The following is a 14,416-nucleotide window of genomic DNA, read 5'->3' on the forward strand; positions in this document are numbered from 1 at the left end:
CATGTCACCGGGCTGTCATACAACCGACGCAATAATGCCGCCGCGTTCCCCGCACGTCACGGCATGAATCCATGCAGAAGCGCATCCTGATCGTCGAAGACGAACCAGCCATCCGCGACATGGTGGCGTTCGCGCTGCGCAAGGCCGGCCTGGAGGCCGTCCATGCCGGCGATGCCCGGGCGGCCCAGGAGGCGATCATGGAAAAGGTGCCCGACCTGATCCTGCTCGACTGGATGCTGCCCGGCCAGAGCGGGCTGGACCTCGCCCGGCGGCTGCGCAGGGAGGACCTGACCCGCGACGTGCCGATCATCATGCTGACCGCCCGCGGCGAGGAGAATGACCGGGTCAGCGGCCTGGAATCCGGCGTCGACGACTACGTGGTCAAGCCGTTCTCGGCCCGCGAGCTGGTTGCCCGGATCAAGGCGGTGATGCGTCGCAGCCACGCCGAGGACGAGCAGGGCTCGGTGGAGCTCGGCGACCTGCGCATCGACGGTGCCGCGCACCGGGTGTTCGCCGCCGACAAGCCGGTGCAGATCGGTCCCACCGAGTATCGGCTCCTGCACTTCTTCATGACCCATCCCGAGCGCGTCTACTCGCGCGGCCAGTTGCTCGACCACGTCTGGGGCGGCAACGTCTACGTCGAGGAACGCACCGTCGACGTGCACATCCGGCGTCTGCGCAAGACCCTGGAGCCGCACCGTCTCGACGGCATGGTGCAGACCGTGCGCGGCGCCGGCTACCGGTTCTCCACCGCCTTCTGAGCACCGCCCCGGGGAACGGGTCCGGCCGGGCCAGGGCGCCCGGTCCACGCCCCCCCCCGGCCGCGCCGGCTCAGACACCCACCGCGCAATCCGGGCTAACCTGCCTGCCATGCACGAACGCATCGATCGCGTCTGGACCCGGCTGCTCTGGCGGATCGGGGCGCTGCTCGGACTGGCGACCCTTGCCGGCGCCCTGCTCGGCCAGCCGCTGGCCGCCCTGGCGGTCGCCCTGGCCCTGGTGCTGGGCTACACCCTGGCGAAGCTGCACCGGCTGCACGCGTGGCTGCTTTCCAGGCGCCAGCAGCCAAGGTCGGAACAGTACGGGCTCTGGTACGAGCTGCACGCCCTGCTGCGACGACGCCAGCGCGACCAGCGCAGGCGCCAGCGTCGCCTGCTGGCCCTGCTGGCGACCTTCAGGGAGGGCGCCGAGGCCTTGCCGGATGCCCTTATCTACCTCAACGAGGACCTTCGGATCCTCTGGTTTAATCCGGCCGCCACCCGGCTCGCCGGGCTCAGTCATCCGCGCGACATCGGCGTCGGCGTCACCCACCTGCTGCGCTCGCCGAAGGTCGCCGACTGGCTGGCCGGAGGCGCCGCGGAACCGCTGTTCGACGTCCCCGCACCCGACGACGCCTCGCGCCGCCTGAGCTTCCGGCTGATCCGCTACGGCCACGCCGGCCGGCAACTGCTGATCATCCGCGACATCAGCCAGCTGATGCGCCTCGAGCAGGTCAGGCGCGATTTCGTGGCCAATGTCTCCCACGAGTTGCGCACGCCGCTCACCGTGCTGCACGGCTACCTCGACCTGCTGGACCCGGAGGATGCGCCGGCGCTGGCGCCGATGCTGGTGGAGATGCGCACGCAGTCGCTGCGCATGGCGCAGATCGTCGAGGACCTGCTGACGCTGTCAAGGCTGGAGGCGGGCAGCGCCATCGAGGACGACCACGTGGCCATGGACGGCATGCTCCGGACCCTGCGCCGCGAGGCCGAAGCGCTCAGCCAGGGACGACACCGGATCGTCGTGGACAACGCCCTTGCCGCCGACCTGATCGGCTCGACCAAGGAACTGCACAGCGCGTTCTCGAACCTGGTCAGCAACGCAGTCCGCTACACGCCGGCGGACGGCCGTATCGGGATCGCCTGGCGCCGCCACCCCGACGGTGGCGCCGCGCTGGAGGTCGTCGACACCGGTCAGGGTATCGCCGCGCAGCACATCCCCCGCCTCACCGAACGCTTCTACCGCGTCTCCAACAGCCGCTCCCGCGATTCCGGGGGCACCGGCCTGGGGCTGGCCATCGTCAAGCACGTGCTCGCCCTGCACCAGGCGCGGCTCGAGATCAGCAGCGAGCCCGGCAAGGGCAGCCGCTTCGCCTGCGTGTTCGGGACGGAGCGGATCCGGTCGCTGCCGGCGGCGGAAGGCGCCGATGGCGCCGGCGCGGCCGCATGAACGCTGAACGTCGCCTCCCGGCGCCGGTACCGGGCACCGGCAACGACCGCCCAGCCCGCGGCAGCCGTGGAACAATGGCCGGCCCGGGAACCCGCCCAGCCGACGTACGGAAGCGCCTGACGCCATGAACCAGCACCGCGCCCAGGAAGTCGCCATCGACCTTCGCGACCCTGCGCTCTACATCAACCGGGAGCTTTCCCTGCTGGAATTCCATCGCCGCGTGCTGGCGCAGGCCCAGGACCCGTCGGTGCCCCTGCTGGAGCGGTTGCGTTTCCTTTGCATCACCTGCACCAATCTCGACGAGTTCTTCGAGATCCGGGCCGCCACCGTTCTGGAGCAGAAGGCGCTCGGCGTCCCCGCGGTCGGTCCCGACGGGCTGGCGCCGGACGAATTGCTGGGCAGGATCCGCGAACGCGCGCTGGAACTCGTCGAGGCCCAGTACCGGCTCTGGAACGAGGTGCTGCTGCCGGAACTGGCCGCCCACGAAATCAAGGTGCTGGGGCGCGACGTCTGGAACGCCCGCCAGCGTCGCTGGCTGAACGACTACTTCCGGGCCGAGATCCTGCCGGTGCTCTCGCCGCTGGGCCTGGACCCGGCCCACCCCTTTCCCCGGATCCTCAACAAGAGCCTCAATTTTGCGGTGTCCCTGAAGGGCAAGGACGCCTTCGGGCGTCCCGCCGGCATGGCCCTGGTCCGCGCACCCCGCTCGCTGCCGCGCGTGTTCCGGCTGCCGGCCGCCATCGCCGGCGGCGAGAACATCTTCGTCACCCTGGCCGCGGTGCTTGCCGAGTTCATGGACGAGCTGTTCCCCGGCCTGCAGGTCAGGGGCTCCTACCAGTTCCGGGTGACCCGGAACGGCGAGCTGTTCGTCGACGAGGACGATGCCGAGAACCTCGCCCACGCGCTCAAGGACGAACTGCGCGAGCGCGGCTACGCGCGCGCGGTGCGCCTGGAGATCGCCCAGTCCTGCCCGCGCGAGATCGCCAGTTTCCTGACCGGGCATTTCGAACTGGACGAGCAGGCCGTGTACCGCTGCGACGGCCCGGTCAACCTCAACCGCATGGCCGCCGTCTACGACATGGTCAGCCGGCCCGAGCTCAAGTACCCCAAGTTCCAGCCCCGGATCGCGGTCGATCCCGGCGACGACGGCAGTCTGTTCGACGACATCGCCCGCGCCGACACCCTGCTTCACCATCCGTTCGACAGCTTCGCGACCGTCGTCGAGCTGCTCCGCGAGGCCGCCCACGATCCGCACGTGCTGGCCATCAAGCAGACCCTGTACCGGGCCGGTGTCGATTCGCCGATCGTCCAGAACCTGGTCGAAGCGGCGCGCAACGGCAAGGAGGTCACCGTGGTGATCGAGCTGCGCGCGCGCTTCGACGAGGAGGCCAACATCGCCCTGGCCAACCGCCTGCAGGAAGCCGGCGTGCAGGTGGTCTACGGCGTGGTCGGCTTCAAGACCCATGCCAAGGTGATGCTGATCGTCCGCCGCGAGGCCGAGGGGCTGCGCCGCTACCTGCACCTGGGCACCGGCAACTACCATCCCGGTACCGCCAAGGCCTACACCGACATCGGCCTGCTGACCTGCGACCCGGACCTCGCGGAGGACGCCAGCAAGCTGTTCCAGCAGCTCTCCGGCCTGGGCTCGGTGATCCGCATGAAGCGGCTGCTGCAGTCGCCGTTCACCCTGCACAAGGCGATGCTGGCGAAGATCACCCGCGAGGCCGCCAATGCCCGTGCTGGCCGACCCGCCGGCATCCGAGCCAAGATGAACGCGCTGACCGAACCGGCCATCATCGAGGCGCTGTACGCGGCCTCGCAGGCCGGCGTGCCGATCGAGCTGATCGTGCGGGGCGCCTGCGCGCTGCGCCCCGGCCTGCCCGGCATCTCCGAGAACATCAGCGTGCGCTCTCTGGTCGGCCGTTTCCTGGAGCACTCGCGGGTCTACTGGTTCGCCAACGCGGGCGACCCGGAGGTGTTCGGGTCCAGCGCCGACTGGATGGAGCGCAACCTGCTGCGCCGCATCGAGGCCTGTTTTCCGATCCTCGATCCGGCGCTGGCGGCGCGGGTGGTCGCCGAGTGCCTGGACAACTACCTGTCCGACAACAGCCAGGCTTGGCTGCTTCAGGCCGACGGAGGCTATCTCCGCCTCGCGCCGGGGGAGTCGATGCCGCACTCGGCCCAGTCCCACCTGCTGGCCCAGGTGCTGTAGGTACGCTGCCGTCGGCGGCCGCTCAGCTGCGGCGGCGACCGCCCGGCAGCATCCTCCGGAGGGTGTCGTCCCGAAACCAGAAGTGGTGCGCCAGCGCCGCGGCTGCGTGGATGCCCACCAGCAGGTAGCCGACGTTCGCCAGGCTCTCGTGGAGGTCCTTGACGCGATTCTTCAGCGCCTCGTCGGGCGCCACAAGGCCGGGCAGCTCCAGGCCCCAGAACAGCACCGGTTTGCCGGAAGCGCTCAGCAGCAGCCAGCCCAGCACCGGCATGATCAGCAGCCACCCGTACAGCAGCAGGTGCACGGCGCCTGCCGCCAGGTGCTGCCAGCGTGGCGGCGCCGGCACGATCGGCGGCGCGGGGCTTGCCCAGCGCGCCGCCAGCCGGACCCCGGTGATCGCCAGCACACTCAGGCCCAGGGTGAAATGCCAGGCCTTGAGCGCCTCGCGGGGGTCGCTGCCGCGCGGATACAGCTCGCGCAGCTCGATGCAGACGAACGCCGCGACCACCAGCAGCAGGGTCAGCCAGTGCAGGGCGATGCGCAGCGGTTGGTAGCGGTTCCGGCCGGGGCTGGCGGTCACGGGGGGGTCCGGGAGCGGCGACAGCGCGGATTTTCCGCCCGCTTCCGGCGCCGGTGCCGGAACGCGAATCAGGCTCAGGGCGCTTCGCCGCCGTCCCGCTACCAGCGCGTGCGGATCTGGTTGCGCTCGGCGTCCCGGTCGTACTGGCGCATCTCGCTGCGGATGTAGGCCACGGTCTGTTCGACCAGCGGGTTGCGGGACTCGTCGAGCAGCTCGGCGTCGAGCAATTGGGCGACCCGCTGCGCCACCGGCAGCATCGAGTTCCAGGCGTCCAGCGCCGGCATCGGCCCCGGCAGCGTCATGAAGAAGGTCAGCCCCGGGCTGGTCAGCCGGGCCAGGTCGCGCAGGTCGAAGCTGCCCGGCTTGGCGATGTTGGCCATGCTGAACAACGGTCCGTCCTGCTCGCGACCGTCGACAAGGCGGTGGAAGATGCCCATGTCGCCGTACACCAGGCCGACCTTGTCGGCGACCACCACCAGGTCGTCGCCGCGCAGGACGCCGCCGTCGCGGGCATGCACGAACAGGCTGACGATCCGATCGAACGGCCGGTTCGGCCGGCTGCCCGGACGCGGCCCGGAGGCCTGTACAGGCGCTTCGTCGGCACCGTCCACGTGCGGCTCGACCCCGGTCGCGGACGCATCGAGCAGTTCGCCCTGTTCCGGATCGGCACGTTCGCCGGACAACAGCTGACCGAGTTCGGCGAGCTGGTCGCGCAGGTCCGGATCCATGCCCTGCAGGGGGTCGGACTGCGACTCGCCAGCCGCTGCCGCGCCCAGCAACGGTTCGACCCGGCCATTGCGGCCGGACCGCGACGGCTCGGCGCCCTTGGGACGCGCCTTCGGCGACCGGGTTCCGAACCAGTAGATCAACGGCAGCACGACCAGAAAGCCCACTGCCAGGATGATCAGGCTAAGCATCAGCTTGTCGTTCATGGCCCCACCTGTATCGACCGCCGCATGATCGCAGGTCCGCGCGGGCGCCGCACGAGCCGGTCAGGCCGCACCGGCGAGCTCTGCGGCCTCGGCCAGGTCGACGCTGACCAGCCGCGACACGCCGGGCTCGCGCATGGTCACGCCGCACAGCTGCCGCATCGACTCCATGGTCACCTTGTTGTGGGTGACGGCAAGGAACTGCACGCCCTCGCTCATCTCCCTGACCAGCTCGCAGAACCGGCCGACATTGGCCTCGTCGAGCGGCGCATCGACCTCGTCGAGCAGGCAGAACGGCGCCGGATTGAGGCGGAAGATCGCGAACACCAGGGCCGCCGCGGTGAGCGCCTTTTCGCCACCGGACAGCAAGGAGATGCTGGAGACCCGCTTGCCGGGCGGCCTGGCCATGATCGCGACGCCGGTGGTCAGCAGGTCGTCGCCGGTCAGCTCCAGGTAGGCGTGACCGCCACCGAACAGGCGGGGGAACAGCACCTGGATGCCGGCATTGACGCGGTCGAAGGTGTCCTTGAAGCGGCTGCGGGTTTCGCGGTCGATGCGGCGGATGGCGTTCTCGAGGGTCTCCAGCGCGCTGGTCAGGTCGGCGTTCTGGGCATCGAGGTACTCCTTGCGCTTGCTCTGCTCCTCGTACTCGGTGATCGCCGCAAGGTTGACCGGCTCCAGGCGCCGGATCTTCTGCTCCAGGTCGTCGATGGCCTGGATCCAGCCGGCCGGATCGGCATCCGGCTCCAGGCCGGCCAGCAGCGCAGCGCGGTCGAAGCCGGCTTGCTCGACCTCCTCGACCAGCCGCTGGGCGCGCAGTTGCAGCGCCTGGGCCTGCATCCGGGCGGTGGCGATGCGGTCGCGCAGTTCGGTGGCCTCCCGCTCGAGGCTGTGCCGGGCGTGTTCCTGGCGTCGGAACTCGGCCTCGCAGGCCTCCACCGCCTCGCGCGCGGCGACCAGATCGCGGTCGACCAGGATGCGCTGCTCCAGGGCCGCCTGGCGGGCGGCCGCCAGCTCCTCGTGGGGCGAGCGCGCCTGCTCGATCTGCGTGCCCAGGGACTGCACGCGCTCGACCAGCTGGCCGCGCTGTCCCTGCAGCCGGGCCAGCGCCTGCTCCAGGGAGGTGAGCGCCGACCGTCGCGCCTCCAGTTCGCGATCGACCGCATGCAGCTCGGAACGGGCGGCATCCGCGGCCTGGCGCGCCTGCTCGCGGGCCTCGAGCAGACCACGCTTCTCCCCCTCGAGGAGGACGCGGGCGGACTCGTGATCGGCCATCCGTGCAAGCGCCTGCTCGAGCCGCGCCCGACCGGCCCGGACATCCTCCTGGTCCTGCGCGAGGCGGGCGGTGAGGATTGCGTGCTCCTCGGAAAGCTCGGCGATGCGCTTGCGTGCGCCCTCGAGCCGGCCACGCTGGCCGCTCAGCGCACCGCCGATCTCGCTGAGTGCCCGATGCGCCTGGTACAGGCCGCGCTGGGCGTCGTCGCGCTCGATTTCTGCGGCGCGCTTGTCGTCGCGGGCCTGCAGCGACCTGCCGTGCAGGTCGGCCAGTGCCGTGGCGGTGGCCTCCAGGGCGGCGCGCACGCCGGCCAGTTCGTTTTCCCGGGCCAGCACGCCGGCCTGGGCGCCGTCGCCACGCACGGTGCGCACGAAGCCATGGCCCTGCCAGACGCCGTCGGCGGTGATCACCGATTCGTCGGCCGCAAGCGTCGGCAACAGGCGGGCGGCCTGGGCGCGGTCGGCAGCGACATGGACCTTGCCGAGCAGGGCCATCGCCGCCGCAGGGCCACCGGCATGGCCGGCGAGGGTGCCGGGCCGCCGGGCGGCGGCCGGTCGGGCATCGACCACGGTCAGACCCTGCCCGGGCTCCGCGGCGATCGCCTCCAGCAACGCGCCGGGGTCGTCCTGGACCGCGGCATCCAGCCAGCCGGCCAGCACGGTCTCCACCGAGGCCTCCCAGCCCGGGTCCACCCGCAGGGTTTCGCCCAGCCGAGGCGCCCCGGCCAGTCCGAGGCGCTCCAACACGCTGCGCCTGGCCGGCTGGTCGTCGCCCAGGGCGGCGCCCTGCAGGGCCTCCAGCGAGGCAAGCCGGCCGCGCTCGGCCTGCTCCTGCTTGCGCAGGTCGGCCAGTTGCTGCTGCAGCGCCTGCTCCTCGCGCTCCGCGGCGGCCAGCGCCTGGCGGCGCGCCTCGAGCAGAGCCGTTGCTTCCTCAACCGCCTTGCGCAACGACGTCTCGCGCTCCTCCATCTCGGTCAGGGCGCTGGCCAGGGCCTCGGCGTCGTTGCCCTGCCGTTCCTGCGCGAGGACGGCGAGCCGACGGTCCGCGTCCAGGCACTGGCGGTCCAGGAGTTCGATGCGGGCCCGCTCCACTTCCGCGGCCCGTGAGGTCTCGTGGCTCTCGCGGGCATGGCGGTCCTGGCGCGCCTGCCAGTCGGCGAGCGCGGACTCGGCAGCCTGCAGCGCCTGGCTGCCCGACTCGGCGCGGCCGCGTGCCTGCACCAGGCGAGGCTCGGCGTCGGCGATGGCGGCGCCCAGTTCCTCGATCTGGCCGCGGTCAGCGCCGATGTGGCCCTCGACCTCGGCGAGCGCCTGCTCGGTCTCGACATGCTGTCGGGCAAGCCGCTCCGCCAGGTCCTTCTGGTGCGCAAGCGTCTGCTCGATCCGGGTGATCTCGCCGGCGATCCGGTAGCTCTCCGCCTGCACCTGGTTGAAGCGGCCGCCGGCCTGGACCTGGCGCTCGTGCAGGGCCTCGAGCGCCGCTTCGCAGGCGCGCTGTCCGGCCACGGTCCGCTCCAGCGCCGTTTCCCGCTCCGAGAGCGCCGCGGCATCGCGCGCCAGCTCGGCCTCCAGGCGGCCCAGCTCCAGCGCGTGCAGTTCTGCCTGGCGCCGGGCCAGCTCGCCCTTCAGCTCGGTCCAGCGTTCGGCGGCCCGGGCCTGCCGTCGCAGGTGCTCGATCTGCTTGCCGATTTCCTCGCGCAGGTCGTCCAGGCGCTCGAGGTTCTCGCGCGTGTGCCGGATGCGGTTCTCGGTCTCGCGCCTGCGCTCCTTGTACTTGGAGATGCCGGCCGCCTCTTCGAGGTGGACTCGGAGCTGCTCGGGCGCAGCCTCGACGATCTCGGAGATCATGCCCTGCTCGATGATCGCGTAGCTGCGCGGGCCGAGTCCGGTGCCCAGGAACAGGTCGGTGATGTCGCGTCGGCGACAGCGGGTGCCGTTCAGGAAGTAGGCCGAGGTGCCGTCGCGCGAGACGCTGCGCTTCACCGAGATCTCCGCAAAGCCGGCGTACTCCCCCACCAGCACGCCATCGGCGTTGTCGAACACCAGTTCGACGGTGGCCGTGCCGACCGGCTTGCGTGCGCTGGAGCCGGAGAAAATGACATCGGTGAGCTGATCGCCGCGCAGCCTGCTGGCGGCGCTCTCACCCATCACCCAGCGGATCGCGTCGATGATGTTGGACTTGCCGCAACCGTTGGGACCGACGATGCCGGTCAGGTTGGTGGGCAGGTGCAAGGTGGTCGGATCGACGAAGGACTTGAATCCGGCCAACTTGATGGTGGACAGGCGCATGGGCTGGGGATCGACTGGAAAGGGGACGCCATCGGCTGCGCCGGGCGGGCCGGCGCCGGCGGCGCTCGGCGGGCGTCGGCCGGGCGCGCGAGGATAGCAGGGGCGCCCCGGATGCGCCCGGCCGCAGGACGCAACCGGCGCAGCGCCGGCAAATCGCAGGTACCGCCTGGACCAGGCCGGGCGGACCGCTCAGGCCATTGATTTTCAATGCTCTGACACGCCCCGGTCCGAGGGCAGGTTCGGCGCGTCCGGGTGCCGGGCCGGCGCCGACCCTGCGGCGCCGGGGGCCGGAGGCCGGTGGTCAGTGCCCGGGCAGCTCGATCCGGGCCGCGGCCTTCAAGGCATCGACGCGGGCACGGCTGGCCTGGGCGATCAGCATCCGCCGGATGCCCTCGCGCACCTGTTCGAACGGCGGCGGCTCGAACGGCCGGACATCCTGCAGATGAACCAGGTGCCAGCCGTACGGGGTCTGCACCGGCTCAGCCGAGGTGCTGCCCGGCTGCAGGTCGCGCAGCACGTCGGCCAGACCCTCGGGCAGCTGGCCCAGCTTCAGCCAGCCGATCTCGACCGGTGGCCGGATCCGGTCGGCGAAGCCCGCACCGAGCGCCTGGAAGGACTGGCCGGCCGCCAGCGCCGTCGCCGCCTCGCGCGCCACCGCCTCGTCCGCGAACAGCAGATGGCTGACCTGATACTCCTGGCTGCCGTTGATGCGGCGCTGGTTGTCGTACTCCTCCCGCAACGCCGATTCGGCCGGGTCCTCGATCGCGGCAATGCGCGCCATCACCGCGCTGGCGCGTGCGGACAGGGCATTGAGCTCGACCTCGATGCGCGCCTGGGCATCCTCCAGCGCCGGATCGCGCCGGCCGGCCTCCACCAGGACCACGTATTCGACCAGCTCGTCGAGCAGCTGCGCCTGCTGGGCCGGATCGGCGGGATCAAGGCGCCGGCCCCGCGCCAGGGCTTCCACCCAGCGCCGGTCGATCGCCACGCCGTCGACCCGGGCGACCACCTCACCGCTCGCGGCGATGGCCAGGGGCGCCGCCGGCCCGGCAGCCGCAGCCGGCGGTTCGACGGGCCCCGCCCGGCAACCGGCCAGGGACGAGGCAACCAGGAGGGCAAGCAGGACGGGCAGGTACGGGAACATTCGGTGAGCCTTGCAGGAGCGGCTGGATCGGACCATCAGGGCCGGCCTCGGTTCCCCGCAGCCGCCTCGTCGGGCGCGCGCAGGTCCAGGGCCAGGGCGTGGATGTCGGTCCGCAACAGGTCGGCCAGCGCCGCATGGACGGCGCGGTGACGTGCCAGGGCAGGCTGGCCGGCGAACGCCGACGATACCAGCCGGACCCGGAAATGGCCCCGCCCGTCGGCGGCGCCGGCATGTCCGCGGTGGCGGTGCGACTGGTCCTCGATGGCCAGCTCCTGCACCGGGGACGCCGCCCTGAGGCAGGCCTCGATCGATTCGGCCCGGCTCACGGCAGCGCCCGCCGGAACGGCGAGACCTCGACATCCGCATACACCCCAGCGGAAACATAGGGATCGGCCTGCGCGAAGACGCGCGCCGCCGCGAGATCCTCGAACTCGGCGACGATCAGGCTGCCCGTGAAGCCGGCCACGCCGGGATCCTCGGCGTCGATCGCAGGAAGCGGCCCGGCGAGCAGCAGGCGGCCGGCCTCGCGCAGCGCCTCCAGTCGGGCCAGGTGCGCGGGTCGCGCCGCCAGTCGCGCCGCCAACGAGCCGGGGCGGTCGCGGCCAAGGATCAGGTACCACATGCGTGAGGTTCGTCCGCCGTGCGATGCCGGGATGATTCCACAGCGGCGAGGCGGGCGTCATCCAGGCGGGCCTGGAACGACCGTGTCCGACGCGGGTGGGCCTGCTCAGAGGCAGCCATCCCGGCCGGGCCAGCCTTTGACAAGCCTCCGTGTGCGCCCTAGTCTTGGCCGCGAAACGTCGACCTCGACCTCCCGGGGTCCCCGTCTTCCGTCCCGTCCACCGGACGGCGTCGCCTCCAGCGACCGGCGCCAGCGTGTTGGCGCCCCCCAGTCCAGGCCCTGTCGCGCACCGTGCCCTCGCGGCCCGGCGCGGACGGCCACAGCGTATCCGGAAGGCCCCTGCCCCCGATGAGCTCCGAGCTGCCCCAGACCGACCAGGCGCCGAGCGCGGCCGCACCGCCGCAGCAACGGGAGATGCCGTTGGCCGTCGTCCAGGGGCAGCCCTTCCTGAAGATGCCCGAGGACCTGTACATCCCGCCGGACGCGCTGGAGGTGATCCTCGAGGCCTTCGAAGGTCCCCTGGACCTGCTGCTGTACCTGATCCGACGGCAGAACCTCGACATCCTGGACATCCCGGTTGCCGAGATCACCCGGCAGTACATGGACTACATCGGCCTGATGCATGAGCTGAAGCTCGAGCTGGCGGCCGAGTATCTGGTGATGGCCGCGATCCTGGCCGAGATCAAATCGCGCCTGCTGCTGCCCAGACCGCCTGTGGAGGCCGCCGAGGAGGACGACCCGCGCGCCGAGCTGGTCCGCCGGCTGCAGGAGTACGAGCGCTTCCGCAAGGCCGCGCAGGATCTCGATGCCCTGCCCCGCCAGGAACGCGATTTCATGCCGGTTCGCATCGATCCGGGCGAGCGCACCGTGGTGCGGCTGCCACCGCCCGTCGAACTGCGCGAACTGCTGCTGGCGCTCAAGGACGTGCTCAAGCGCGCCGAACTGCTGACCCGCCACGAGATCCAGCGTGATGCCCTGTCGGTGCGCCAGCGCATGACCGACATGCTGCAACGGCTGGCGGGCGGCGCATTCGTCCGTTTCGAAAATCTGTTCAACGCCGCCGAAGGCCGGCGCGGCGTGGTGGTGACCTTCATGGCGCTGCTGGAACTGGCCAAGGAACAGCTGATCGAGATCGTCCAGGAACAGCCGCTCGCGCCGATCTGGTTGCGCGCCGGCGGCGAATCCGATGCCGCCTACCCGCCCGGCGCCCGCGCCGAAGCCCCCACATCCGACGACACGCAATGGACGCAGAGCGCCTGAAACCCCTCCTGGAAGCCGCGCTGCTTGCCGCTCCGGCGCCGATGACGCCGGTGCAGCTCGCCGAACTGTTCGACGAGTCCGTGCGCCCGACCCTGGACCAGGTCGGCAAGGCCCTGCTCGCCCTCGCCGACGACTGTGCGGGCCGCGGCATCGAACTGGCCGAGGTCGGATCGGGCTTCCGCTTCCAGGTCAAGGCCGAGGTGTTCCCGCAGATCGCGGCGCTCTGGACCGAGCGGCAGACGCGTTACTCGCGCGCCCTGCTGGAGACCCTGGCCCTGATCGCCTACCGGCAGCCGATCACCCGCGGCGAGATCGAGCAGATCCGCGGCGTCGCGGTGGCGACCAGCATCCTGCGCACGCTCGAGGAGCGCGAATGGGTGCGTGTCGTCGGCCACCGCGACGTGCCCGGCAGACCGGCCCTGTACGGCACCAGCCGGGCCTTCCTTGACTACTTCCAGCTGCGCAGTCTGGACGAACTGCCGCCTTTGTCGGCGCTGCGCGATCTCGACACGATCGAGCCCGAGCTGGGTTTCGATCTTCCGGTGTCGCCATCGCCAGAAAGCGGCGCAGGTTCCGGCGCCGACCAAGGCCCGGACGACGGCTTCCGGGACGACACCACGAACGACGCGTCCGCCGCCGGCGCTGACGCCCGCCCGGACACCGACACCGACACCGACGCGGATGCGGATGCGAACGCCGAAGCTGATCCGGAAGCCGAGGACGGCGCCGATGCCGAGCCTTTGCCCGAAACCGACGATGGCGCCGATGCCGACGGCGATGACGCCGATCCCGCCCCGCCGGCAGGACCCGCCCGCAGCACCCATGCCGAAACCCGAGACGCCGGCCCGGCCGGCAGCGCCTGACGCCCAGACACGATGACCACTGAACGCAAAGTACTGTCCCTGCGCCGCAAGACCGAAGGCGAACCCCAGATCCAGGAGCGCCTGCACAAGGTGCTCGCCAACGCCGGACTCGGCTCGCGCCGCAGCCTCGAGGAGCGGATCGCCGCCGGCGAGGTCAGGGTCAATGGCGAGGTCGCACAGGTCGGCGCCCAGATCCAGAACGGCGATCGCGTCGAACTGGACGCCCGGCGCTTCGTGGCCACGCCCTGCACCCCCGACGAGACCCGGGTGCTGATGTTCAACAAGCCCGAAGGCCTGGTCACCAGCAACGACGATCCCGAAGGGCGTCCGACGGTGTTCGAGAAGCTGCCCCGCCTGAAGGGCGCGCGCTGGGTCAGCGTCGGCCGGTTGGACATCAACACCACAGGGCTGCTGCTGCTGACCACCGACGGCGAGCTCGCCAACGCCCTGATGCATCCGAGCCGCGAGGTCGAGCGCGAATATGTGTGCCGGATCTTCGGGGCCCTGACCGACGACCACCTGCGCCAGCTGCGCGCCGGTGTCGAGCTCGAGGACGGGCCGGCGGCGTTCGACGAGGTGGTCGAGATCCACCGCGACGAGAAGCACGCCTGGCTGCGGGTGACCCTGCGCGAGGGACGCAACCGGGAGGTGCGCAGGCTGTTCGAGGCGCTCGGCCTCACCGTCAGCCGCCTCAAGCGCATCCGTTACGGGCTGGTCGAGCTGCCGAGGGAGCTGCGCCGCGGCCATCACCGCGCCCTGGACGCCGAGCAGGTCCAGGCCCTGCGCCACAGCGTCGGCCTGGGCGATGCACCGCAGTCGCTGACTCTGGAGCCGGTGGTGGGGCAGCGCCGGGCCCCGGTGCGCGGCAACGAGTTCCGTCCCGAGCCACGGCAGCAGCGCGCCTGGACCGGTACCAACCACGAGGAGGCCCGCGAACTGCGTGCCTTCGACCGCCCCTTGATGGACGACACCCTCGGCCGCCGGGGCCGCCGCGGCAAGCCTGGCGCGAAGGCTGGCCCGGCCCGCAAGCGCGC

General features: G+C 71.3%; 12 protein-coding genes. 6 read left to right on the forward strand and 6 right to left on the reverse strand.

Annotated features, from left to right (window positions below):
- Positions 1 to 71 precede the first annotated feature (71 nt).
- The 3 genes from phoB to ppk1 all read left to right on the forward strand — a co-directional run bounded on the left by phoB (position 72) and on the right by ppk1 (position 4,420).
- Complete coding sequence (phoB, locus tag KF823_07030; protein MBX3725657.1) at positions 72 to 761, forward strand: phosphate regulon transcriptional regulator PhoB; 690 nt, start codon at positions 72 to 74, stop codon at positions 759 to 761.
- Positions 762 to 870: 109 nt separating this feature from the next.
- Positions 871 to 2,208, forward strand: coding sequence for a phosphate regulon sensor histidine kinase PhoR (gene phoR / locus KF823_07035; GenBank protein MBX3725658.1), 1,338 nt, complete (start codon positions 871 to 873; stop codon positions 2,206 to 2,208).
- Between the two features lie 124 nt (positions 2,209 to 2,332).
- Positions 2,333 to 4,420 carry a polyphosphate kinase 1 gene (ppk1, locus tag KF823_07040; protein ID MBX3725659.1) on the forward strand — a complete coding sequence of 696 codons (2,088 nt, stop codon included), beginning with the start codon at positions 2,333 to 2,335 and terminating at the stop codon, positions 4,418 to 4,420.
- Positions 4,421 to 4,442: 22 nt separating this feature from the next.
- Here the strand turns inward: ppk1 and KF823_07045 are convergent, their stop codons facing one another.
- The 6 genes from KF823_07045 to KF823_07070 all read right to left on the reverse strand — a co-directional run bounded on the left by KF823_07045 (position 4,443) and on the right by KF823_07070 (position 11,259).
- Positions 4,443 to 5,000, reverse strand: coding sequence for a cytochrome b (locus KF823_07045; protein ID MBX3725660.1), 558 nt, complete (start codon positions 4,998 to 5,000; stop codon positions 4,443 to 4,445).
- Positions 5,001 to 5,098: 98 nt separating this feature from the next.
- Positions 5,099 to 5,932 (reverse strand): cell division protein ZipA, encoded by an 834-nt coding sequence (gene zipA, locus KF823_07050; protein ID MBX3725661.1) that lies wholly within the window; start codon positions 5,930 to 5,932, stop codon positions 5,099 to 5,101.
- Between the two features lie 60 nt (positions 5,933 to 5,992).
- Positions 5,993 to 9,493, reverse strand: a complete 3,501-nt coding sequence (smc, locus tag KF823_07055) for a chromosome segregation protein SMC (GenBank protein ID MBX3725662.1) — start codon at positions 9,491 to 9,493, stop codon at positions 5,993 to 5,995.
- Positions 9,494 to 9,794: 301 nt separating this feature from the next.
- Positions 9,795 to 10,637 carry a peptidyl-prolyl cis-trans isomerase gene (locus tag KF823_07060; GenBank protein ID MBX3725663.1) on the reverse strand — a complete coding sequence of 281 codons (843 nt, stop codon included), beginning with the start codon at positions 10,635 to 10,637 and terminating at the stop codon, positions 9,795 to 9,797.
- A gap of 35 nt (positions 10,638 to 10,672) precedes the next feature.
- Positions 10,673 to 10,963: a BolA family transcriptional regulator gene (locus tag KF823_07065; GenBank protein MBX3725664.1), complete on the reverse strand. Its 291-nt coding sequence runs from the start codon at positions 10,961 to 10,963 to the stop codon at positions 10,673 to 10,675.
- Positions 10,960 to 11,259 carry a YciI family protein gene (locus KF823_07070; protein ID MBX3725665.1) on the reverse strand — a complete coding sequence of 100 codons (300 nt, stop codon included), beginning with the start codon at positions 11,257 to 11,259 and terminating at the stop codon, positions 10,960 to 10,962. The genes KF823_07065 and KF823_07070 overlap by 4 nt, the downstream gene beginning before the upstream one ends.
- A gap of 348 nt (positions 11,260 to 11,607) precedes the next feature.
- Here KF823_07070 and KF823_07075 point away from each other — a divergent pair, with 348 nt between their 5' ends.
- The 3 genes from KF823_07075 to KF823_07085 form a co-directional block, all read left to right on the forward strand.
- Positions 11,608 to 12,519 (forward strand): segregation/condensation protein A, encoded by a 912-nt coding sequence (locus tag KF823_07075; GenBank protein MBX3725666.1) that lies wholly within the window; start codon positions 11,608 to 11,610, stop codon positions 12,517 to 12,519.
- Positions 12,501 to 13,382: an SMC-Scp complex subunit ScpB gene (gene scpB / locus KF823_07080; GenBank protein MBX3725667.1), complete on the forward strand. Its 882-nt coding sequence runs from the start codon at positions 12,501 to 12,503 to the stop codon at positions 13,380 to 13,382. The genes KF823_07075 and scpB overlap by 19 nt, the downstream gene beginning before the upstream one ends.
- A gap of 12 nt (positions 13,383 to 13,394) precedes the next feature.
- The coding region (locus KF823_07085; protein MBX3725668.1) for an rRNA pseudouridine synthase at positions 13,395 to 14,416 on the forward strand (1,022 nt) is incomplete at its 3' end.

The sequence above is a fragment of the Lysobacterales bacterium genome (assembly GCA_019634735.1).
Classification (GTDB): Bacteria; Pseudomonadota; Gammaproteobacteria; order Xanthomonadales; family UBA2363; genus Pseudofulvimonas.